The sequence below is a fragment of the Corynebacterium sp. NML130628 genome (assembly GCF_001875665.1).
Lineage (GTDB): Bacteria > Actinomycetota > Actinomycetes > Mycobacteriales > Mycobacteriaceae > Corynebacterium.
In genome coordinates this window covers 1-21,407 of the sequence record NZ_MLAL01000010.1, presented here as the reverse complement: position 1 = coordinate 21,407, position 21,407 = coordinate 1, and the positions used below count along the sequence as shown (strand labels likewise).

Annotated in this window: 19 protein-coding genes and 1 pseudogene; 9 read left to right on the top strand and 11 right to left on the bottom strand. The window is 63.6% G+C overall.

All coding sequences use genetic code 11. The features are described from left to right. Positions 1-15 precede the first annotated feature (15 nt). The 3 genes from BJP07_RS01390 to BJP07_RS01380 all read right to left on the bottom strand — a co-directional run bounded on the left by BJP07_RS01390 (position 16) and on the right by BJP07_RS01380 (position 2,156). On the bottom strand, positions 16-669 hold the full coding sequence (locus BJP07_RS01390; RefSeq protein ID WP_071565712.1) for an ABC transporter ATP-binding protein: 654 nt from the start codon (positions 667-669) through the stop codon (positions 16-18). 351 nt (positions 670-1,020) lie between these two features. After that, positions 1,021-1,404 carry a hypothetical protein gene (locus tag BJP07_RS01385; protein ID WP_071565711.1) on the bottom strand — a complete coding sequence of 128 codons (384 nt, stop codon included), beginning with the start codon at positions 1,402-1,404 and terminating at the stop codon, positions 1,021-1,023. A gap of 11 nt (positions 1,405-1,415) precedes the next feature. Beyond that, positions 1,416-2,156 carry a class I SAM-dependent methyltransferase gene (locus BJP07_RS01380; RefSeq protein ID WP_071565710.1) on the bottom strand — a complete coding sequence of 247 codons (741 nt, stop codon included), beginning with the start codon at positions 2,154-2,156 and terminating at the stop codon, positions 1,416-1,418. Between the two features lie 4 nt (positions 2,157-2,160). Here BJP07_RS01380 and BJP07_RS01375 point away from each other — a divergent pair, with 4 nt between their 5' ends. Beyond that, positions 2,161-3,228: a glycosyltransferase family 4 protein gene (locus BJP07_RS01375; protein WP_071565742.1), complete on the top strand. Its 1,068-nt coding sequence runs from the start codon at positions 2,161-2,163 to the stop codon at positions 3,226-3,228. Here the strand turns inward: BJP07_RS01375 and BJP07_RS01370 are convergent. Beyond that, on the bottom strand, positions 3,225-3,680 hold the full coding sequence (locus tag BJP07_RS01370; protein ID WP_071565709.1) for a DIP1984 family protein: 456 nt from the start codon (positions 3,678-3,680) through the stop codon (positions 3,225-3,227). The genes BJP07_RS01375 and BJP07_RS01370 overlap by 4 nt on opposite strands. A gap of 1,240 nt (positions 3,681-4,920) precedes the next feature. Beyond that, on the bottom strand, positions 4,921-5,790 hold the full coding sequence (locus BJP07_RS01365; RefSeq protein WP_143109623.1) for a DNA methyltransferase: 870 nt from the start codon (positions 5,788-5,790) through the stop codon (positions 4,921-4,923). Between the two features lie 41 nt (positions 5,791-5,831). On the opposite strand from BJP07_RS01365, the gene BJP07_RS11385 reads away from it, so the two are divergent. Further along, positions 5,832-6,119, top strand: coding sequence for a hypothetical protein (locus BJP07_RS11385; protein ID WP_252931550.1), 288 nt, complete (start codon positions 5,832-5,834; stop codon positions 6,117-6,119). 1,134 nt (positions 6,120-7,253) lie between these two features. Here BJP07_RS11385 and BJP07_RS11550 read toward each other — a convergent pair. The 3 genes and pseudogenes from BJP07_RS11550 to BJP07_RS01340 all read right to left on the bottom strand — a co-directional run. After that, positions 7,254-7,439 (bottom strand): annotated as a pseudogene (locus BJP07_RS11550) (three-helix bundle dimerization domain-containing protein); the annotation flags it as partial. A 136-nt stretch (positions 7,440-7,575) separates the two neighbouring features. Beyond that, positions 7,576-8,523 (bottom strand): hypothetical protein, encoded by a 948-nt coding sequence (locus BJP07_RS01345; protein WP_255365889.1) that lies wholly within the window; start codon positions 8,521-8,523, stop codon positions 7,576-7,578. Positions 8,524-8,959: 436 nt separating this feature from the next. After that, entirely contained in the window at positions 8,960-9,754 is a 795-nt protein-coding gene (locus tag BJP07_RS01340; protein ID WP_255365888.1) for a porin PorA family protein, read from the bottom strand. On the opposite strand from BJP07_RS01340, the gene BJP07_RS01335 reads away from it, so the two are divergent. From BJP07_RS01335 to BJP07_RS01315, 5 genes are all read left to right on the top strand, one after another. Beyond that, positions 9,755-10,795 carry an acyltransferase gene (locus BJP07_RS01335; RefSeq protein WP_255365887.1) on the top strand — a complete coding sequence of 347 codons (1,041 nt, stop codon included), beginning with the start codon at positions 9,755-9,757 and terminating at the stop codon, positions 10,793-10,795. After that, entirely contained in the window at positions 10,792-11,976 is a 1,185-nt protein-coding gene (locus BJP07_RS01330; RefSeq protein ID WP_071565703.1) for an ABC transporter substrate-binding protein, read from the top strand. Before BJP07_RS01335 ends, BJP07_RS01330 begins: the two co-directional genes overlap by 4 nt. A gap of 7 nt (positions 11,977-11,983) precedes the next feature. After that, positions 11,984-13,033: an iron ABC transporter permease gene (locus BJP07_RS01325; RefSeq protein WP_071565702.1), complete on the top strand. Its 1,050-nt coding sequence runs from the start codon at positions 11,984-11,986 to the stop codon at positions 13,031-13,033. A 2-nt stretch (positions 13,034-13,035) separates the two neighbouring features. Then, a complete protein-coding gene (locus BJP07_RS01320) occupies positions 13,036-13,761 on the top strand; it encodes an ABC transporter ATP-binding protein (protein WP_071565701.1) in 726 nt (241 codons plus the stop codon). A gap of 62 nt (positions 13,762-13,823) precedes the next feature. Further along, positions 13,824-14,294, top strand: coding sequence for a hypothetical protein (locus BJP07_RS01315; protein WP_071565700.1), 471 nt, complete (start codon positions 13,824-13,826; stop codon positions 14,292-14,294). 192 nt (positions 14,295-14,486) lie between these two features. Here BJP07_RS01315 and BJP07_RS01310 read toward each other — a convergent pair whose 3' ends face one another. The 3 genes from BJP07_RS01310 to BJP07_RS01300 form a co-directional block, all read right to left on the bottom strand. Then, a complete protein-coding gene (locus BJP07_RS01310; RefSeq protein ID WP_071565699.1) occupies positions 14,487-14,759 on the bottom strand; it encodes a hypothetical protein in 273 nt (90 codons plus the stop codon). A gap of 432 nt (positions 14,760-15,191) precedes the next feature. Continuing rightward, the gene (locus BJP07_RS01305) at positions 15,192-18,152 is read right to left on the bottom strand and encodes an alpha-(1->3)-arabinofuranosyltransferase family protein (protein WP_071565698.1); all 2,961 of its coding nucleotides are present in this window, start codon (positions 18,150-18,152) and stop codon (positions 15,192-15,194) included. After that, positions 18,139-18,315 (bottom strand): DUF2613 family protein, encoded by a 177-nt coding sequence (locus BJP07_RS01300; protein WP_071565697.1) that lies wholly within the window; start codon positions 18,313-18,315, stop codon positions 18,139-18,141. The genes BJP07_RS01305 and BJP07_RS01300 overlap by 14 nt, the downstream gene beginning before the upstream one ends. Here BJP07_RS01300 and BJP07_RS01295 point away from each other — a divergent pair, their 5' ends adjacent. Both BJP07_RS01295 and BJP07_RS01290 read left to right on the top strand, forming a co-directional pair. Beyond that, positions 18,316-19,503: a glycoside hydrolase family 3 N-terminal domain-containing protein gene (locus tag BJP07_RS01295; protein ID WP_071565696.1), complete on the top strand. Its 1,188-nt coding sequence runs from the start codon at positions 18,316-18,318 to the stop codon at positions 19,501-19,503. Beyond that, a complete protein-coding gene (locus BJP07_RS01290; protein WP_083583998.1) occupies positions 19,454-21,175 on the top strand; it encodes a VanW family protein in 1,722 nt (573 codons plus the stop codon). Before BJP07_RS01295 ends, BJP07_RS01290 begins: the two co-directional genes overlap by 50 nt. The last annotated feature ends 232 nt before the right edge of the window (positions 21,176-21,407 follow it).

Below are 21,407 nucleotides of genomic sequence, written 5' to 3'. Positions count from 1 at the left end.
TTCCGCTTCGCTAGGCTACCGAGATACACACGAACCACCGATCTCGTAGACAGCGGATACATGCTTAGTTACTCGGGCATCGTGAGTAACCACCACCACCGGAACCTGGAATTTCTGGGCAAACTCTAGAAACAGATCGATCACAACCCTGGCAGCTTCATCGTCAAGACTAGAGGTTGGTTCATCTGCAGCAATTAGTGAGGGGCGGTTAGCTAGCGCGCATCCAATGCTAATGCGTTGACGTTCGCCCCCCGAGAGCGAACTGGGATAGCGATCTTCATAAGCCTCCATATTTAATTGCTTGAGAATTTCCTTCGCCGTAGCGAGACTCTTCCTTCTTCCACCTTGGGACATCTCAGCAATCAGCCGGATGTTATCTCGGCATGTCAGATCCTCAATTAAGCGGTTTCCTTGATCTACTACACCGATATTTTTGAGCCGAAAGTTACGGCGGTCTTTTTCGGGGAAACTTGAGTAGGTCTTTCCAGATAGTGAAATCGTACCGGAGTCTGGTTGGTTGATTCCGATGATGCAGCTAAGTAGGGTAGTCTTGCCGCTCCCGGATGGTCCGGTGATAGCAGTTAATTCGCCCTGCTTTACGGAAAAGCTAACTTTATCGAAAATAGGTTTTCCCGAGAGGGTTTTGCTGATATCGCTAATTTCAAGCATATGTTCCATTCTCTTTTACACGCAGACGCAGCGCAGGTCGAGGAAGCCCTCACAGTAGCCACCGGAGGTGTGGTGGTTGTCTCGGCAGTAAGCCGCACAGCGACTTTCCGACGGGCAGCCACAGCATTCCGCTGGAGCACAGCGGATTTGCTACGCACTTTTGAAGATAGAGCAACCCACTTACTTGGCAAGCAAAAACAGGGAAACAGTATACAAAAGTGACCACCCCGTCGAGGGGCGGGAGAAAGCCAAATAAAAGGCATCAGTGAGGTGATCGCAGATCACGCTAAATCGGAAGAGAAGCGGGACTGCTGTTTCAAGATGCTCCTTGTAAGCCTTTACCGCTCGACGCTATTTAACAGTGATCTTGACGACCTGTGGTTTATCAAAGTTGCTGACCTGCGCGTGGCCTTCCAGATCCACTCGACCGGACGACAGGGCTGCGACGCTCGGGCAGGACGCGTCGATGCGTTTCTCCCCCGGCTCGAGCTTCCAGTAGTAGACAGAGTTCTTGTCGGTATAGTGCACCTTTTCCTGGCGCAGGCCACCGAGTGAGCATACGCCCGCTGACTTGCCATCTTCGGTGACTACCTGGATGACTGACTGCTCGCCGCGCGGTTCCACGACGGGCGCTTTCGAACTGGTTTCGCCCATCACGACGGCCACCACGATGGAGACCACCGCCAACACGGCTGCGAATATGGATGGGGCTTGGAATTGGATCGGGAGTTTCATAGTTGCCGATCCTACCCGCGCAGCACGACCACCAGGTTGGAAACCGCAAACTCGCGAAGCAGGGGCACTCGCGTGAGCCACCAGGCCCAGCGTGGGTGGTAGCGCGGGAACGCAGCGAGGAGCCTGCCGGTCGATTCCGCCCATGCCAAACCCTCCTTTGCCGACACCGCGAAGAGGGACTCGCCCCACTTGTTCTTTGGCTCGTGCCCGTGGGCGGCCACGTAGCGGCGGCGGGCAAACTCGCCACCCACGTAGTGCTCCCATAGACCGGTCTCGTGTCCGCCGAAAGGGCCCAGCCACACCGTATAACTCAACACCACCAGGCCGCCGGGCTTGGCCACCCGCAGCATCTCCTCGGCCATCGTCTGCCAATCCGAGATGTGCTCGGCAACGTTGGAGGAGTACACCACATCGAAGGAGTCCGTGGCGAAGGGGAGCGCGGTGCCGTCGCCACGAACGGAGCCGTAGCCGGAAATACCGGCGGCGGACAGCTCCGAGACGCTCGGCTCCACGCCCACGTAGAACGTGTCCGCGAAGGCCTCGGCGAAATAGCCCGGACCACCGCCCACGTCTAACACCGACTTGCCCCGCAGGGGGGATGCGGTGAGGTCGGCGGAGAGGGCGTCGAGAAGCTGGTAGGTGTCGCGGGCCAACCCCTCGTAGAAAATGCGGGGGCGGAACTGCTCATAGCGAAATGAGCGCAACAAGCGCAACGAACGTGCCAAGGTGGCCAGGTGGCGGGTACGGTACATGACAATGAAGATACTGCTGATGTGTTGGCGCGACTCCACCCACCCACAAGGTGGCGGCTCCGAGGCGTACCTGGAACGCGTCGGCGAAGCGCTCGCGGCCGCCGGCCACCAGGTGATCTACCGCACCGCGAAACACACCGATGCCCCGCGCGTTACCCGGCGAAACGGCATCCGCTTCGAACGTGCCGGCGGCAAATACAGCGTCTACCTGCTCGCGCCATTCGCCGCGTGGCGGCACCGGCCCGACATCATCGTGGACACCCAAAACGGCATCCCTTTCTTCGCACGCCTCTACTCGCGGGCCACGACCGTGCTGCTCACGCACCACTGCCACAAGGAACAGTGGCCGGTGGCCGGGCCAATCATCGGGCGGTTCGGGTGGTGGCTGGAATCCAAGGTGGCGCCCAGGGTGTACCGCGGGGCGCCGTACGTGACGGTCTCGCAGGCGTCGAAACGTGATTTGGAGGCGCTCGGGGTGGACCCGGCGGCGATCCGCATCATCGAAAACGGGGTGGACCCCGTGCCCGCCGAACTGCCCACCCTCGCCGACGACGGCCACACCCACGTGGTCACCCTCTCCCGGCTCGTGCCGCACAAGCAGATCGAGCATGCCATCGACGCCGTCGCCGCCCTCGACAACGTGGTGCTCGACGTGATCGGCTCCGGCTGGTGGGAAGACCAACTCCGCGAATACGCCGGCGACCTCGCAGGCGAGCGCGTCATCTTCCACGGCCACGTCGCCGACGACCACAAACACGCCCTGCTCGCCCGTGCGCAACTCCACCTCATGCCCAGCGCCAAAGAAGGCTGGGGCATCGCCGTCATCGAAGCCGCCCAACACGCCGTCCCCACCATCGGCTACGCGGCGGCAGGCGGCCTCGCCGACTCAGTGCAGCACGGCGAAACCGGCATGCTCGTGGGCACGCACGCCGAGTTCGTCACCGAAGTCGCCCACCTTCTTGACGACGCCCCCCTCCGCCAAACCCTCGGCACCCAGGCGCAACAGCGCGCCGGGACCTACTCGTGGGCGGAAACTGGGCGCAAGTTCACCCAGTTCATCGACAGTCTTTAGAGCAGCTCCGTCGACCAGTTCAACTGCTGAATCTTCGTATCCAGCTCTCGGTACTCCTTCGCCGCCTTATCCGCCATCGCGTGCAACTGCCCCACATCCACAGTGGACACATACCGCACCTCGGAGGCCGAATACCGATCCGCGCGTGCCGACGCCGCATCCGCCACCGCGCTATAAAACCTCCGAGCGCGCAAAAACGCATCCCGACGCGCAATCGCATCCGTCAACGTCGCATCCCCCTCAAACGGTGTCGACGCGTTCGTGTGGTTAATCCGGCGCACCAGCGTCTCAATGCTCTGCAGCACCGACGCCGACTCCTGCAGCAACGCCTCCGAATTCTCCACAGGGGTATCCCCCTCCTGGATCCGCGCATTCCGCGTCAAACGACGCTCCAACTCATTCAGCCGATCCTGTGCCTGCGCCCGCTTCGCCAGCGCCTCTGCCAACAACATCGCATCCTCCTTCAAAAAAATAGGCGGCCACCCCCAGCACCGTGGTAGTTCCCAATTCTCATGTGCACTGTGCCCGTGTACCTTGTGCAGGCTTAGGGATCAATCACAGGGACCCGGAAAGCCACCGGGTTACAGGTTTGGGTGGTTTCCAATTGCGCCCGAGGAAACCGGTCGGGCTGGTGCTCGCTGAGTGGCCTGCGCACCACGATAGCAGGTTGGTGGCGGTTGCGGCTGGGCCGCGGTGGCCGTGTTGCTCGTTCTGTGCTCGTATCGAGGTGTTAAGAGCGTGCGATGCTGGTCGCCGGAAATCGGACGGGCCGGTTGAAAATGTGCGACCTGCATCGCAAGCTTCTAATCGCACGCTATGAGCATCGTTGGGGCGTGAGGATGGGCTGGTGTGCACCAAATTCCTTCACGGGTTTTTCGTGACCTGGGGTTTTGTAAATCAGCTCGCTGGGAAAACAGGAATGTGGTGCTCAGATTGGGCAGCGAGTGACAAAGGACGCCTCCCGGCAGACTCCGGCAAAAGCCCAGGTCGTGAAAAGCGGGTTGCGTCCTTTGTCACTCGAGTCGGCTAGGGCGACACCAAATTCCTTTGGGCAGTGGTTGCGACCTGGGGAAATGTCGCACCTTCTCCAGGGGAAAACAGGAATGTGGTGCGAAGGCGCAGTGGTATTGGGAACTTTCTTCGTGGACAGGTGTCGTGACCTGGGAAACGCGTTCGAGGATGACCTGGCGGAACGAGGTCTCCCATTGGTATGCAAGGCGGTGAAGGGTATTGCAAAAGTGGTGAGCACTCGTTAGCCTGAAATGTGACAGCATGGTTCGTTGCCGGACTGTCGCTGCTCTATAAAAAGAGCCCCAACCAGTTGCAGCTAGTTGAAGCTCTCGGGCCTAACGATCCATGTGAAGTATCACCGCAATGAACTTCACGATAGCGGTCACAACGTTGAGGACTCCGCTCACCAAATTAAGGATTGCAGCTCCTTTGGTGGCGGGGTCTTTTCCTTTGTGACCGGGCGTATCCAATGAGTGCTTACCCATTGTCTACCTCCCTAACGTCGTAGGGTTGTCCCTCGCCAAACAAGGCGCACGGGGCGGCCCACGTCACGCGCGGGCCTACCGCGCACCGACAGCGGGAGTCACGCTCACATCACCGTGTAGGGACATCAGCGTGAACCAGAATTAACGGTAGCAGTAGTGGGTGGGTGAGCGGAGGACTCTGAAATCATTCCCGCGATCACGAGGGAGTATCAGCAAGTTTCCGGGTGGGTGCACTGGTGCTGGCTGCTCGATACTGTTGAACTCGCTTAACTCGTTTTCTTGCCAGAGGCATTTTCTTGAAGTCCTCGGCACTCGCATCACCCAGCCAAAGTCCCCAACGCTTCTTGCCCTGCAAGAATTCGCGAGAACCGACCCAAGGGTGGAGGAAGTTTGAAGCGAACGGTTCTTTGGCAAGATACTCGTCTTTTTCTTCTTCGGTGAAGAGATAATTTCCATCATCAATTGGTTTGTTGCCGATGCCGATGACAGGTACGTCGCAAAGGGGCCTATTGCGATTCCAGACGAAAATATCCGGCGCGTCGGCCAGGTATGTGTTGAGGTGGCTCGGGTGGAGATCCATCGGGTTTGAGTCTGGCGTCTCGTAGTGGAATAAGCGCGGGGTGACCTTTTGCTTTGAAAAGCTCACGATGACGCAGAAGACATGAGCTTGGTCACTTGCTTCGTTCGCCCAACGGAAGGTGTCGTGCGCGAAGTCAATGTGGAAGCCCAATTGGGTGATTGGGTACCAAATGTTTGCTACCTGTTCGCCTTGGACAACCGAGTTGGTCGATACGAATGCCGTGCGTACGGTGTGGTCGCCCATGTACTCTGCGGCCTTGATGAACCAACCCGCTACGTAGTCGATGTTGCCGACATTCTTCGTTCCCTTTGGAAGGACTGAAGTGCCCCAGGTTTTGTTCCGTCTGAGCAGATGGGAAAATCTGGGGCACTTCAATTGACTTCCTTCACCCCGTTCACTAGGTGTGAGGAAGTTGAAGGTTGGTGACCGAAGCAATCTTAGATCGCCGAAACTCGGCCTGCGCGATAGCTCGGTAGAAGTTATCATTATTAGCACCACTGCCAATATCTACGGAAAGCATATTTAACATGCAAAAACAACAACACCGCATCGCCGCCATGGTTGTCGCAGGCACACTTCTTGCATCTTCTGGACAATTCGCAGTAGCTAACGCTACAGAAAAAGAAACTGAGCAGGCGCCTGCGACAAGTACCCAAGGAAGCTCCAACCTCGCACACAGCACCTTCAAATCAGAGACCCCTGAAGTGCAGCCGTATGGAGTTAAAGGATTCATCGCCAAGAAATCCCTACAGGGTATTTCATGGCTACTCCGCAATACACCTGAAAGTTCATCGAGCGAGCTGGTGACACACTAGACGATGGAGCACGCAAAAAGATTCTGCAGCATAGTGACGAAATTGCCGACGAAATCGATGAGGTAGCAGAGCTACCAGATCTGGCACACCACATCGTGAAAGAAAAGCTCACTACAGCCCTAGAACCAATCGTCGGTACGTCCTACTCACTGATGATCGCAGCCGTTATTGCTTGGCTGGCCCTATAAAAACATGAACAATATCGAGCATCGCATTTCCCAATTAGAACTTAACCAAGGACGGATCGCAATCCTACTCAACTCAGCCCCCGAAGGGCATAAAGCGTGGGATAAAGCGTGCCTACGCCATGACCTCACCTTCGAACAAGAATACAGGACTCGACAAGAAATCCTAGATTTCCTCAACTCAGAAGCGACTGATAGTAACGAACTACTATCAAAAGTAAGCCACATCGTAGGACATCCCGCAGTAGCTCGCGACCTCGTAAGCGCATTTAAACAACGTGGCACGGCAGCTCAACGATGGAAAGAAATAGACTCGGAAAACCTACTCTGACCATTCAGCTCACTGACTGAATGTTTCACAGAAAGAGCATCAAGTGTTGAACTAGTACTCAACGTTTGATGCTTTTGTCTTTCTGTTTTCCCATATGAGGGCGCTCCACTGGTGAGTGCATCGCTGGAGGGCCTGAAACGTGGTATTACGAACCTGATCAGCCCTTCTATTTGGCAGATTCAACAGCAGAATCATGTATTAGGATGGAGATTTCCATTTTGCAGGGTGGAAAGTACGGAATCCGCTTTTACCCTAGCCATTGGCCTCAACAAGATGGTGGTGAAGTGCCCCGGTTTTTGTTCCTAGGCATGTGCCTTGTTTTCCATTATCCCGTGGTCCCTGGGAACTTTCTTTGTGGTCAGTCGTCGCGACCTGGGGAAACACTACGTCGGTCGACCGGAGCAGCTGCAAAACGCAAAATGGTTCCCGAGCGGCTTGGGAACTATTTCAGCGGGCTCGAGCGAGCAAACGAAGTGGCCTGGGAAACGCGTCCGGAGGGCCGCCGAGGCCCCCGAAAACGCGAAAAAGTTCCCGGACGCAGGGCGCGGGAACTTTTCGCAGATGGAAGGGAGGGGGATGGGGGCAGGCATAGCGCGTTGAGTATGAGTGAACCGGAGTTTAGGCGGCCGCGAGGAGGCTGCCTGCGCGCAGGCGGTTGAGCATCTCGGCTTCGACGAGGACGGGGATGAAGTCTTCGACGGTTGCGGTGCTGCAGTGCTCGGCGAGGACGGTGTCGAAGGCGTCGTTGATTTCGGCTTCGCTGAATTGTGGGGTCCAGGACTCGAGGAGGTCGTGGCGGATGTTGCGAAGTACGCGCTTCTAGATGGTGTTGGACTGAATCTGCATGGTTACGCTCCTTGTTCAACTCTGGTTTACCTGGAGTTTACTTTAACCTGCCCGCACAAATACTGTATTCTTTCCAATAATGGGTGTGTCCCAACTATCTCATGCGTCTGGTCAGCAGCGCAATCAGCGGCGAACAGCACCACAGGGCGAACAGCCCGAGGCCAAGCGGCGGCAAACCGACGGGCGCGGCCCCCGTGTTTACTGAGCGGCCATCCGGGTACACCACCACGCCGACGCCCATCGAGCCAGCACGCCCCACGTCCGCGTTGAGAGCGGACCAGCGCGGGGACGGCGGGTCGACTTCCACGTTGCCAACGCGAAGCGCGCCGGACTCGACGACGTTCATGATCTTGGGGGCGGGGTCAACGATGATGGCGCCGTCGGCGCGTCGGGTGAGGGCGGGGCGGTCGACGAAGAAGACGTCGCTGCCCTGGTCGTCGACGTGCGGGATCGGGAGGGAGGACGCCGGAACTGGGGTGAGGGCGGAGAGGGCGAAGGGGGCGTCGAGAAGCTGGAGGAGGGCGAAACTGCCCGCGAGCTGGGCGCGAAGCCCCGGGAGGTTGCCGGCGGCGGTGGCGTAGGCGGGGATGGCGAGGATGAGGAGTTTGTGGGCGTCGCGAAGGAGGCCGCCGCCGGGAACGTGCTGGATGATGGGGGTGAGCCAGCCCGCCCACGACGCGAGCGCCAGCGCGAAACCGAGGCCCGCCAGCGCGAGGAGGCGGCGCGGGACGTGGCGCCACGCCAGGCACAGCACGGCGAACAGCAGTACGCCGAAGAGGGCGAAGCCGGAGGCGCGGGAGGCGGGCACGGCGTGCGCGTTCCAGATCCCACCCAGGCCGAGCAGCGCGCCGAGGGTGCCGACGCCCGCCTCCGCACGCGGGGCGAACATGGCGGCGGCCTGCGCCGAGGACGTGCCGTGCCCGCCGCCAACGGCGGCGATCGCACCGGCGACCACCCAGGGTGCGCAGGTCAGGGCGCTGAACAGCCAGCGCCGCGAGTGGAGGGCGGCCGCGATTGCGCCGGTGGGGGTGAGCGAGCACACCCACTGGGCGGCGATGCTGCCACGCGCGCCAAGCGCCACGAGCGGCAGCAGCCAGGCGGCCACCGCCACCGACCACTGCCCCTGCAGTAGACGCTCGACGACGAACGGGTTCCACACCGCGACCGTGATCGCCGCGAACCGGCCCCAGCCGCCGCGCCCGATCCGCCAGCCCGCCCAAGCGGCAGCGGCGGCGGCGCAGACCACGAGCGCGCGCACCGCCAGGACCGGGAAGGGGAGGACGGCGAGCAGCGCGTCCTGGGGGACGTTGCGGGCCGGCAGGTCCCCGAAGCCGAGGGCTGCGCGGGTCAGCGCCATGTCCGGCAGGACGAGCATGTCCCGGTACGCGAGTGCATCGCCCGGCGCGAGGAACGGCCAGGTCACGCCCAGGACCAGGGCCGCCGCGTAGACGAGCAGCAGCCAGGAGAGCAGACGCCCCTTAATCACGGCGGCGCCGCACCAGCAGGACGAAGGCGTAGAAGAGCGCGAGCGCGCTGACCAGGCGGGTTACGAACGCCATGACCTGGAGAGATTTGAGGATGTGGACGTCGTGAAGTGCGGCGGAAGCCGCGGCGGCCTTGGATTCGTCGCTGAGCGTGTAGAGGCCCTTGAGGGGGCCGCGAGTGATGGTCCACGACTCGTCGAGGAGGCGGCCGGTGCGGCGCTCGACGTCGATGGTGCGCTCGGCGTGGTACTCGGGCACGTCGATGGTGGCGGTGTACCTGTAGGTTTCCAGGCCCGCGACCCAGCCCGCGCCGAGGTAGTCCAGGGGCACGACGAGGTCCGCAAGCGGGTCGTAGAACGGGTAGGAGCGGCGCTCCGGGTTGTACGGCAGGACGTAGCCGAGGCCCTGGCGCCCGCTGGTGGGGTAGGCGGAGGCCGGGTTGACCTCGAAGGAGTCCTCGGCGATGACGGCGCCGTCGTCGCGGACGGTGGCGGACATGGTCAGCGCCTCCTTCTTCGGGTTCTCCTCCGAGGGGCCCTCCATGATCAAAAGGGTGCGGGTGAGGGCGGAGGGGCCGTCGAAAAGTAGGGTGCTTTCTGTGGGGGCGAGCACGCGCTGGTGGTTAATGATGAGCGGGGACAGGAAGTTCAGCGCCACGCACACCGCGATGATGGCGGCGCAGATACCCAGGCGCCGTTTGCTTACAATGTCCACATCAGAAACATTAACGTACTCCCGGAACTGGCGGGCCTGCGTGGTATCGCGGCGCTCGGCATTGTGGTGACGCACGTGGCGTTCCAGACGGCCACCGACTCGCCGGTGCTCGCGCGCTTCGACTACTTCGTGGCCGTTTTCTTCGCGCTCTCGGCGTTCCTGCTGGCGCGCGGCGAGCCCCGCCCGGCGCGCGAGTACTACTGGCGCCGCGTTGCCCGCATTGTGCCTGCGTACGTGGTGTCCGTGGCGATCATCGTGGTGACGTTGCCGCCGCTCGCGGGGGTACGCGCCGGCCCGCTTGTGGCCAACCTGACGCTCACGCAGCTCTACGTCCCCGGCGGGCTTATCGACGGCCTCACCCAGCACTGGTCCCTCTGTGTCGAGGTGGCGTTCTACCTGGTCCTGCCTGCGTACCTGGCGTGCGGGCGGCGGGGCCGCGCCGTGGTGCTGGCGGTGGCGCTGGCGGCCGCCCTGGTCTGGCCGCACCTGATTCCCGCCCCGGAGCAGACGCCGGGGGAGCTGAACCTGCAGATCTGGCCAATCTCCTTTGCGCCGTGGTTCGCGGTGGGCCTGCTGTGCGCGGAGGCGGAGCGCGCCGGGTGTAGGTGGCAGCTGCGGGTGCCGGAGCTGCGTTGGGTGTTCCCGGCGTTGTCGTTGCCGGTCGCGTGGGCGGGCGGGGTGCTGGGGCCTGCGGGGCTGGAGCACCCGAGTGCTGTCGAGTTCAACGTCCGTGTGTTGCTTGGGGCGCTGTTCGCAGCACTCTGGATCGTGCCGTTCGCGCTCGCGCCGCGCCTACACGGCACCGCGCTGTGTACCCGCCCGGCGCAGCTGTTGGGCCGCTGGTCCTACTCGCTGTTTTTGTGGCACATGGCGGTGCTCTACGCGGTGTTCCCAATCTTGGGGGTATCGCTTTTCGACGCCCACTTCGTCCCCATCCTCACCCTGACGGTGGCGTTGAGCCTGGTGGTGAGCTATTTGTCCTACACGTGGGTGGAGGTGCCGGGCGCGAGGGTGGTGCACCAACTACGCGCCAAGCTTGTTAGGCAAGCCTTGCCTGATATATTGTTGATTCGCTCTATTGGAATGAATGTTACTACGGCAAGGAAACCACTGTGAACATCCTGCGTAAAGCAATGACCGGCGCCGTCGCCCTGTGCGCGGCCGCCTCACTCGCCGCGTGCTCGGGCAACAGCACCGACACCACCCCATCGGCCGAGCCGACCCAGGCGGACAAGGCACTGACCGTCACCGACGTCACCGGCCGCGAAGTCACCTTCGACCACGCCCCGGAGCGCATCGTGCTCGGCGAGGGCCGCGGCGTCTTCGCCACCGCGCTGCTCGGCGGGGACCCCTTCGACCACGTCGTCGCCTACGGCAACGACCTGACCAAAGCCGCCCCGGCGTTCAAGGACAAGGTCTTCGAGATCAGCGAGGGCGCCATGAAGGCGCAGGAGATCGGCAACATCGGCAAGGGCGACGTCTCCCTGGAGACGCTCATGGCGCAGGACCCGGACGTCGTCGTGATGACGCTTGACCAGAAGAAAGTCGCCGAGGAATCCGGCCTCCTGGAAAAGATGGACCAGACCGGCATGAAGTACGTCTTCACCGACTTCCGCCAGTCCCCACTCGAGCACACCGTCAGCTCCGTGCAGCTGCTCGGCGACCTGCTGGGTAAGTCGGAGCGCGCCAAGGAGTATGGCGAGTTCTACGAATCGAAGGTCGAAGAGATCAAGGGTCGGGTCGAAGAGGCCGTCGCAAAGGACGGAAAGAAAGACGGCCTGATCTGGTCCGCCGCGGGCTTCGTTGACTGCTGCAGCACCCCCGGCAAGGCGAACCTCGGCCAGCTGCTCACCGCGGCGGGAGGCAACAACCTGGGCGAACAGCTCATCAACGCGGACTCCAAGCAGTTCAGCGCTGAGAAGATGATCGAGCTGCAGCCCGAAAACCTCATCGTCACCGGTGGCGAGTGGGCACGCAAGCCCGACCAGCCGGACACCTTCAGCCACGTCGAGCTCGGCTACCAGTCCAGCCCGCAGCGCGCCGCTGAAACTCTGAACAACCCGCTGGGCACCCCGGGCCTCGACCTGCTGCAGGCGCCGAAGCAGGGCAAGTACTTCGCCGTCTACCACCAGTTCTACGACAACCCGTACAACGTGTTCGCACTTGAGGCGTTCGCGAAGTGGCTGCACCCAGAAGCCTTCGCTGACATGGACCCGGCGAAGGACTTCGAGCAGTTCCACGCCGACTGGCTGCCATTCGACTACTCCGGCGCGTTCTTCGCCCAGGCACAGCAGTAGGGGAACCATGAACCAGCAAGATCAGGCGATCCGCGCCTACCACCAGCGAGGACGACGCAAACTCATCGCGATCAGCGCGCTGCTGCTCGTCGCGTTCGTCAGCTTCGTCGTTGCCACGGTGGTCGGCCCGATCAACCTCAGCGCCTCCCAGCTTCTCGACGCCCTCCTCCACCCCAACACCGCACCCGAGCAAGCCTCCGTGGTGCTGTGGGACCTGCGCCTGCCGGCCTCGGTGATGGCGCTGCTCATCGGCGCGTCCCTGGGACTTGCGGGCGGGATGATGCAAACCATCCTGGACAACCCGCTCGCGGAGCCGTTCACGCTGGGCATCTCGGCAGCGGCCGCGTTCGGCGCCGCGGTGTCGATCGTGCTGGGCATTAACCTGATCGCGCACCCCCAGTTCAACCTGGCACTCGCCGCCGCGCTGGCCGCGCTGGTGGCGGTGGCCGTCGTCGCCGCCGCTGCCGTGTGGCGCGGCGCCGCCGCCGAAACCATGATCCTGCTGGGCATCGCCCTGTCCTTCTTCTTCCAGGCACTCCTGTCGCTCATGCAGTACGGCGCAACACTTGAGGCGCTGCAACAGATCGTCTTCTGGACGCTCGGCTCCATGCAGCGCGCCACCTGGCTCGCCGACGGCATCATCGGCGCCCTCCTCGCCGCCGCAGTCCCGTTCGTGGTGTTCAACGCCTGGCGGCTCACCGCCCTCCGACTTGGCGACGCCCGCGCCGCCTCCCTCGGCATCAACGTCTCCCGCCTGCGCGTCATCACCCTGATCGTGGCATCCCTGCTGGCAGCAGCTTCGGTGGCCTTCGCCGGTGTTATCGGCTTCATCGGACTGGTGGGCCCTCACATCGCCCGCATGTTGGTCGGGGAGGACCAGAAGTTCTACCTGCCCGCCTCCGCCGCGGCCGGTGCCCTGCTGCTCACCGCAGCGCACGCCGTCTCCATCACCGTCAAACCAGGCCTGGTGATCCCGATCGGCATCATCACCGCCATCGTCGGCGTCCCATTCTTCGTCTTCCTCATCTTCTCCCGCTACCGCAAGGCAGGCCGTTAACCATGATCGTCGCCACAGACCTCAACGTTGCCTACGGACGCACACCAATCCTGCACGACATGACCTTCCGCCTGGGCACCCCCGGCGCCGTCACCGGCCTCCTCGGCCCCAACGCCGCCGGCAAGTCCACCCTGGTCAAAACCATCGCCGGCCTCAAAACCCCCACGTCCGGGACCGTCACCACCTCCTGTGGGCCCCACGACGTCGGCTACGTCCCCCAAGACCTGCTGACCAGCGCGTCGCTGACCGCGTTCGAATCCATCGTCGTCGCCGCAAAAGCCGGAGGCGCCGTCACCAACCCACTCGAAGCCACCGCCGCGATGATGGACCGCCTCGGCATCCTCCACATCTCCGACCGGATGGTCTGCCACATGTCAGGCGGCCAGCGCCAACTCGTCGGCGTCGCCCAGATGCTGGTACGCGAACCCCAACTCCTCCTTCTCGACGAGCCCACCTCCGCCCTCGACCTCCATCACCAAGTCAGCCTGCTCACCATCATCCGCAACATCGTCGCCGACACCGAACGCCAAGCCGTCGTCGCAATCCACGACCTCAACCTCGCCGCCCGCTACTGCGACGAACTCCTGGTCATGAAAGCCGGCCGCGTCGTCACGCACGGCGAACCCCTCGACGTGCTCACCCCCGAACTCCTCCAAGAGGTCTACGGCATCGAAGCCCGCGTCCTTTACGACCCAGTCTCCGGCGCGCCCGTCATTTGCCCTGCGTAGACGCCCAAACAGGCCACGACGCGTGCTATGGTGGCTATACCAATGTGAGTGAAGGAGCGAAAGTGTCTGGCATACTATCTAAATTCGGCATAAACGCAGGTTTGAATGCACAAAATGTACATTTGATCGGCGCTATTTTAGCGGTGTTGGCGGTGGTGGGCAGTGCGGTAGGAATAGTCTCAGCCACCCCTGTCGGCGACGAACTCAGCAGCGCAATGGGGATCGTCCACAAAACGCGCCAACAACCCTTCGACCGGGAGGCGCGCGACGATCTCAAAAATGAGCATCAAGTCAAATGGTCGGGCTATCAAGTAATCAGCCCCACACAAATTCGAGTGTTCTTCCCCGCCGGAACCGAAACTTGCTACGGATACCGCGCGGAGACAACGGAGACCGCAACCACAGTAAAAGTGAGAGTGTACGAAGGGAATATTCCAGGTTCGCCCAATGAGTGCATCCTGATCGGTTTCACGGCCTCCATGAAGGTGACGCTGCAGTCGCCACTAGGGGCTCGCTTGCTCCAGAACTGGTAGATCACGCGCCTGGTGGTTGTGTGGGTGCCCAATAGGTCTCAGACTCACCCCGTGTGCTCCGCTACCGTCATCTGACCTGCGTAGTCGGGCGGTTTTTGTTCCGGTCGAGGTGTTAAAAGCGTGCGCTTTAAACGGTTTTGGGGCGTGATGGACTGAAAACGCGGTAACGCTATCGCCTGCAACCCGAAGGATTCAGGCTGATTCACCCTTCTGCCAAGCAACGATTGCTTCAGAAAAAGAGAGATCTGGATTCTTCTCCCGATAGCTCTTTAACTCTGCTGCCGAAGGGGTTGGCAGATCAGAATCAATAACATCATCGACTGCTGAGCGCCGATTATGCGACCCCAACCCCCACACGCCAATCGCCGCGACTACCGTCGCAAGCAGAAACTGGCCGGAAAGAAGCCCCAGTACCGCCGCGAATAGAGCCAAATATGATCCAATGATCATCAGTTTCTCAGACATAACGACACCTTTCGCAATATCTCGGTCGTGCTATCTACTCAAAGCACTGGTCTTTGATTCTTGCAATTCTTGTCAGCTCTGCCGTGAGCACCGGCTGCGATCATTCTAGTGATTGCTGCCGCACATCGCAGAGCGCTTGTAGATGGAGTGGCGTGCTGTCACCCGAATTTGTTCCGGTCGAGGTGTTTAAAGCGTGCGAGGCGATGAGCGGCCGGGTGCGCACCAAATTCCTGCATGAGGTTTGCGCGACCTGGGGTTTTTGCAAACCCGCTCGCCGAAAACCTGGAATCTGGTGCGAAGAAGCGGTGGTCTTGGGAACTTTCTTCGTAGACAGCGGTCGCGACCTGGGGAAACGTCACGTTGGTCGACCGGAACCGGCCTCAAACGCAAAGTAGTTCCCGGGCGCGGGAACTTTTTTAGCAGGGCCAACACTCAGTCCGGCCAGGCGAGGCAGGCCACCGCGACGCACCCGGCCACGAGCATGAGGGTGGCGTCGCCAGCGTACCCAGCGGAAGGCCAGGGCGCGCGGGCCAGCCACAACCCCATCGCGGTGACTGCGCCGGCGGCAATGTATCGGCTGGCCAGGAGGGTGTAGCGGCGCACCGTCCAGACCCCGATGGCGCTGACGATCCCGAGTACCGGGTTGATGCACAGCGCGGCTGCCAGCGGCAACGCCGCCACTATCCCGCCGGGGATCGGGCGGGCCGGAGTGCCAACAAACCGGCGTCGCCACGCGGACCACCCCAACACCAGCACGGTGACCAGGCTGAGCGCCGCCCCGCCGAACAGGCTGAGGCGGTAGGGGTGCTCTCCTGCGAAGGAGAACGCAAGGGTGCCGCCGCGTCCGGAGGGGATGCGGAAGGCGAGTTGACCGGCGTCGATGCGTTGGGCGGTGAGGGGTTCGCCGTCGAGGCTGGCCTGGAGTCCCGGGTTGAACGCGCGGGTGGTGATGAGCAGGCGATCCTGGTCAGCGGGCGCAATAGCGTCACCAGCCACCGGCTCCCACGAAACAGAAGCCCCAGGCTTGGGCCCGCGCCGCAGCGTGATCGTTTCGGCGTCGGTGACTAGTTCGTGGCGCCCGGCGGGGAGGAAGACGGTGTTGGTGGCGGAGGAGCCGTCGATAAGGGCGGGGGAGGAGAGTTCCCATTCGGCGTCTTCGGCGGTGGTGAAGGCGCGCTGCAGCGTGGTGGTTTCGGGCATGAGGCGTTGGAAGAAGTAGGTGTCGGCGGTGCCGGGGACGTCGACGATGCGGTGGATGCCGACGTCGATTTCTGTGATGCCGACGGGTTCGGTGAGGGTGAGCGTGGTTTCGCCGCGCACGCTGATGGTGCGGGGCTGGTCGGCGACGAGGCTGAGGGTGCGCTCGCCGGATAAGTCGGTGACCTGCACTTTCGTGTTGGCGGTGGCGGTGATGGTGGCGGTGTTGGCGTTGGGGGTGAAGCGCAGCCACGGGTGAGGGTCTTGGGCGGCGGGCCACCAGGCGGTGTCGTCGAGGCCGTCGAAGGCGGCGGTGAGTGACCGGGAGGCGCGGGCGCCGCCGAAGGCGGTGGCGTCGGCGGCGGAGGAGGATGCGGAGGCATTCCCTTCCATCGCGACACCCACCGGTGTGCCCGCGGAGGGGTAGTCCGGCACCCGGTTGCGCACGTCTTTGCCCTCCGAAGCGGAGGCTAGGTGCGCGGACTGCGCGCGCTGCACGGCACCGTAGTTGCGCACCGCCAGCGCCGGTGTATCCGTCACGATGTCCGCATCGCCGCTGGTCAGGGTCGCGGGGAAGTAGCCGAACTCGCGCCACAGCAGGGGCAGGGCTTCGCCGCCGGCGTCGACGCGCACGGGGGAGGCGCTGGTCAGCATCATGTCGCGCGCGGGCTCCAGCGCATAGATATCGACGTCCCCGAAGCGCACGGTCGGCTCGCCAAGATCGGGCACGCTTGTCGACGCCACCTCCGCCTCCAAGTCGTGCCGCACCACGACGACGCCCACTCCGATGGCGCGTAGCGCCTCCGAGTCCACGGCGCGGACCTGGCCGTCCAGGCCCCGGATTGCCTCCGGGTCGACGAGGGGGATGGCGTCGCGCACCGCGAAGCGCGCCTGGCTGAGTGCCTGGATCGGTTCGTCGCGCGTCCAGCCCCAGGTCTGGCGGGCGAAGGGCGCGGCGGGGACGACGAGCGTGCGGGTGCCGGCTGCGTGTTCGTCGAGCCAGCGGGCCGCCGCGACCCAGTCCGCGGACGGTTCCTGCCAGGTGCCTTGTGGCAGCAGGCGTAGCGACCACGCCGGGGACACCGCGACCGCCACCAGTGTGACGGCACCGACCAGCTGCGGGGTTCGTGCCCGGGAGACCACCCACCCGGCCCCCAACGCCAGCGGGATGCGGACAAGCGGGTCGAACTTGTGCAGGTTGCGGAAGGCGGCGAGGGAGGCGTCGAAAAGTGAGGGGTGGGCGTGCGCGAAACACAGAATGCCGACGCCCACGGCGAAGACGGTGACGAGCGGGGCGCGGGCGGGCATGTCGCGGCGGGCGAGCCCCGCGATGCCGAGCGCCGCCACACCCGCCGTGAGCAGCACGAATACGGGTTCGGTGACCAGGAGGTGGCCGGCGGCGCGCTCGGCGTCGACGAAGGGGGTCCAGCTGGTGGTGCCGCGCAGGACCTCGATCGGGTTGAGCCACGCGGTGGTGACTGAGGCGGACTCAATAAAGTCGGTGAACGGCGGGGAATAGCGGCCGAGCACCACGAGCGGGCCGAGCCACCACGCGTTGACCAGCACCGCGCCCACCGGCCACAGCGCGGCGGCGCGCCACTGGCGCTGCGCGCACAGCACGAGCAGGGCGGGCAGGCAGGCGGCGATGGTGGCCGTCGCGTTGACCGCACCCATGCACGCCACCGGCAGTAACGCCGCCGCAAGGTGAGGCCCCCGGCGCTGGTCCCCGAGCAGCGGCAGAAGCGTCCACGGCACCAGCGCCACCGGCCAGGCTTCCGAGGAAATGGCGGTCAGCGTGGTCAGGATGCGGGGGCTGAATGCGTAGAGCGTCCCGGCGACCGCCGGGCCCGCCACTCCGCGCATGCCCAGCCGCTTGGCCAGCGCGTACGTCCCAGAGAACGCCAATCCGACCAGCAGCGTCCACCAGCAGCGCTGCAGCACCCACGCGGGCAGCGGCAGCAGGAAGAACGCACCCTGGGGGAAGAGGTAGCCGTACGCCTGGTTTTGCAGCTGCCCGAGCGTGAAGCGGCCCGTGTAGGCGTGCATTGCCTGCGCGAGGAACCCGGCTGGGTTGGTGGTGAGGTCGAACTTGGTGTCCGCGGCGATCTGCCCCGGCGCCTGCGCCCACACGATCAGCGCGATGATGACCCACGCGACCAGGTGGGGAATACAGCTGCGGAGTCTAGCGCGCGCCATATTCCGGGCCGCCAAGCACGGCCTCGTCTGCCGGGACGGCGTTGGACACCGGCACGGAATTCTGCCCGGAGAACGCCGCTACCCCAATCACGCCCACCACGCCGAGCACGACACCGACGACGGCGCTAGCCACAACGGAAGGCAAGGTAGTACGGTTTGACATGTGCAAAAGCGTACCAGACGTGTATGGGGGTCCGCCGCGGCGACGGCGGGGCTCGTCGTCGTGCTCGCCGGGTGCGCGCCCGCACCGGCCCCACAACCCGTGACGACGCCCGCTCCGCTCCACAACCACATCCCACTTTTGCCCACCGACACGGTGCCAATCACCGAGATCGTCCCCAAAACGCCAGCCCAGCAGCGCGTCCCGGAGGACCTGCGTGCGCGCGTTGCATCCCTCATGGTCGTCGGGGTGAAGAACTACGACCAGGCCCGCGCGGCCCTCGACCAGGGCGTCGGCGGGCTTATCATCCCCAGCTGGGCCGACCCCAAGCTTCTCGACGACCCCGGCCACGACATCAACGCCCTGCGCGAGCAGTACCCGCGCGGGTTCACCGTCGCCATCGACTTCGAAGGCGGCCGCGTCCAGCGCCACACCGACATCCTCGGCGACTTCCCCGCGCCGGGCCGCATCGCCACCGGGACGCCCGCCGTGATCCAGGGCACCGGCTACGACATCGGCCGCTCGCTTCGCGCCCACGGCATCAACGTGGACTACGCGCCCGTCGTCGACATCGACGCCGCCGACCTCGCCGTCATCGGGGACCGCGCCTTCCACCGCGACCCCGCCGAAGTCACCCGCATCGCCGCTCTCTTCTCCCAAGGCCTTCTCGACGCCGGCGTCACCCCCACCTTCAAACACTTCCCAGGGCACGGCCGCGCCTCCGGCGACACCCACAAGAAGCTCGCCACCACGCCACCCATTGGGGACCTGCACGCCTTCGACCTCGTCCCCTACGGCGAGCTGCTGCAGCGCTTCCCGCGCGCCAGCGTCATGGTCGGCCACATGATCGTGCCCGGCCTCGGCGCCGAAGGCGTGCCCAGCAGCCTCAACCCGGAGGCCTACCGCATCCTGCGCGAAGGCGACTACCCCGGCGGCGTCCCCTTCGAAGGCGTGGCCGTCACCGACGACCTCTCCGGCATGCGCGGCATCCTCGAGTACGCCCCGACGCCCGACGCGGTCCGCCTCGCCATCAGCGCAGGTGCCGACCAAGCCCTCTGGTCCACCGGCCACGACATCGCGCGGATCATCGATGGTGTCGTAGCGGGCGTCGAAAAGGGCGAAATCCCCGAGACCCGCATCAATGAGGCCGCCACCCGCGTCCAACAACAACTCATTGACGTTGGGTTATAGCCCACACTCGATTACCCTGGGGCGGGTGAATAGGGCAACAAAAATCTTCATTGGCTTCGCCGTGGGCGTACTCGCGGTGCTGCTGGCCATCTACCTCGCCGACCTGGCGCTCAACCGCGGCCACGTGCCACGCGGCACCACCGTCGGCGGCGTCGCCATCGGCGGACTCACCCCGCAGGAGGCAGAAGCCGAGCTCAAAGCCCAACTTGGCGACGCCCCCTCGCGCCCCATCACCGTCACCTCCGGCTCCGAGCGCGCCGAAGTGGTGCCGCAGCGCGCCGGACTCGGCATCGACTACTCGGCGACGGTGGAGGCGGCCGGGCTGCAGTCCGCAAGCCCGATTGAGCGCCTCAGTGGCCTGATCAGGGAGCACGAAGTGGCCGTCGTCCCCTCAGTCGACGATGCGAAACTCACCCCCGAAATCACCCGCCTGCAGAAAGAACTGCACCGCAACCCAATCGATGCCGCCATCACTCTCGAGGGAGGCACCGCCCACGAGCGCACCCCCGAAGACGGCCAAGACGTCCCCGCCGACGCGCTGCGCACCCAACTGACCGCCCACTGGCTCAACCCGGACGGCGTCACCGTTGAGCCGCAACCAATAGCGCCGCGCATCGGCGCGTCCGCCCTGAAAGAAGCGATGGACGGCCCGGTCCACCGTGCCTTCTCCGGGCCGCTCACCGTCAACGGCCGCGAAGACGTCAAAGCCGTAATCCCCAAGGAACGCATCGGCGAGATCCTCCACTTCGACGAAGCCCTCACACCCATCGTCGACCACAAGGCAGCCGGCGCCATCCTCGGCGAACAGCTCGCCGAGTCCGAGGTCGAGGCAAAGAACGCCCGCGTGCTCACCAGCGGCGGCATCGAACCCTCCGTCGACGGCATCAACGTCGACTGGGACGCCACCTTCAAAGGTTTCGACGACCGCCTCCTCCACAACGCCGACCGCACCTGGGACGCCACCTACAAAGACGTCCCCGCCACCTTCACCACCGCCGACGCCGAACAAGCTACCTTCAACGAAACCGTCGGCTCCTTCACCACCGGCGGCTTTTCCGGCGCCTCCGGGGAAAACATCCGCATCGTCGCCAACACCGTCAACGGTGCCATCGTCAACCCTGGCGAAACGTTCTCCCTCAACGGCTACACCGGCCCCCGCGGCACCGCCCAGGGCTACGTGGAATCCGGCATCATCATCAACGGCCGCGGCGGCACCGCCGTCGGCGGCGGCATCTCCCAGTTCGCCACCACCCTTTACAACGCCGCCTACTTCGCCGGCATGACCGACGTCGCCTCCACCCCGCACTCCTACTACATTTCCCGCTACCCAGCCGGGCGCGAAGCCACCGTCTACGAAGGCGCCATCGACCTCATGTTCCGTAACGACAGTAACCACCCCGTCAAAATCGTCACCAACTACGGCGGTGGCAACATCACCGTCAGCTTCATGGGCGTCAAAACCGTCAACGTCCAATCCATCAACGGTGGACGCTGGGCCTACACCCAGCCGCAACCCCGCACCGTCACCGGCCCCGACTGCGCCCCATCCGGCGGCGCCCCCGGCTTCACCACCTCCGACACCCGCGTGATCACCGACCTCGCCGGCAACGAACTCAGCCGCGAAACCACCACCACGGTCTACGACCCGCAGCCCATCGTCCGCTGCGGGTAGGGTCTCTGTTCTTGGCTTCTTCCCTTTCGCTTCAGTGACAAAAGACGCACCTCTTGACGTCTAGCCCTTTTACGGCCTGCGGTTATGGCGACCAAATTTTTCCGGCGTTCGGTGTCAAGTGGTTGTGGACTGGAATCATGGTTAACAATGCATCATCAACGCACACGGCGTCGGCGCGGTCTTACTTGTTGTGCGGATAATCGTGACTTTCTCAGGCAACCCAGTCGGTGTT

What these genes read in the sequence shown, in the direction of transcription:
- BJP07_RS01390 (WP_071565712.1), bottom strand. Translation starts at nt 669, where the DNA reads ATGCTTGAAATTAGCGATATCAGCAAAACCCTCTCGGGAAAACCTATT.
- BJP07_RS01385 (WP_071565711.1), bottom strand. Translation starts at nt 1,404, where the DNA reads ATGAAACTCCCGATCCAATTCCAAGCCCCATCCATATTCGCAGCCGTG.
- BJP07_RS01380 (WP_071565710.1), bottom strand. Translation starts at nt 2,156, where the DNA reads ATGTACCGTACCCGCCACCTGGCCACCTTGGCACGTTCGTTGCGCTTG.
- BJP07_RS01375 (WP_071565742.1), top strand. Translation starts at nt 2,161, where the DNA reads ATGAAGATACTGCTGATGTGTTGGCGCGACTCCACCCACCCACAAGGT.
- BJP07_RS01370 (WP_071565709.1), bottom strand. Translation starts at nt 3,680, where the DNA reads ATGTTGTTGGCAGAGGCGCTGGCGAAGCGGGCGCAGGCACAGGATCGG.
- BJP07_RS01365 (WP_143109623.1), bottom strand. Translation starts at nt 5,790, where the DNA reads ATGATAACTTCTACCGAGCTATCGCGCAGGCCGAGTTTCGGCGATCTA.
- BJP07_RS11385 (WP_252931550.1), top strand. Translation starts at nt 5,832, where the DNA reads ATGCAAAAACAACAACACCGCATCGCCGCCATGGTTGTCGCAGGCACA.
- BJP07_RS01325 (WP_071565702.1), top strand. Translation starts at nt 11,984, where the DNA reads ATGAACCAGCAAGATCAGGCGATCCGCGCCTACCACCAGCGAGGACGA.
- BJP07_RS01320 (WP_071565701.1), top strand. Translation starts at nt 13,036, where the DNA reads ATGATCGTCGCCACAGACCTCAACGTTGCCTACGGACGCACACCAATC.
- BJP07_RS01310 (WP_071565699.1), bottom strand. Translation starts at nt 14,759, where the DNA reads ATGTCTGAGAAACTGATGATCATTGGATCATATTTGGCTCTATTCGCG.
- BJP07_RS01305 (WP_071565698.1), bottom strand. Translation starts at nt 18,152, where the DNA reads ATGGCGCGCGCTAGACTCCGCAGCTGTATTCCCCACCTGGTCGCGTGG.
- BJP07_RS01300 (WP_071565697.1), bottom strand. Translation starts at nt 18,315, where the DNA reads ATGTCAAACCGTACTACCTTGCCTTCCGTTGTGGCTAGCGCCGTCGTC.
- BJP07_RS01290 (WP_083583998.1), top strand. Translation starts at nt 19,454, where the DNA reads ATGAGGCCGCCACCCGCGTCCAACAACAACTCATTGACGTTGGGTTAT.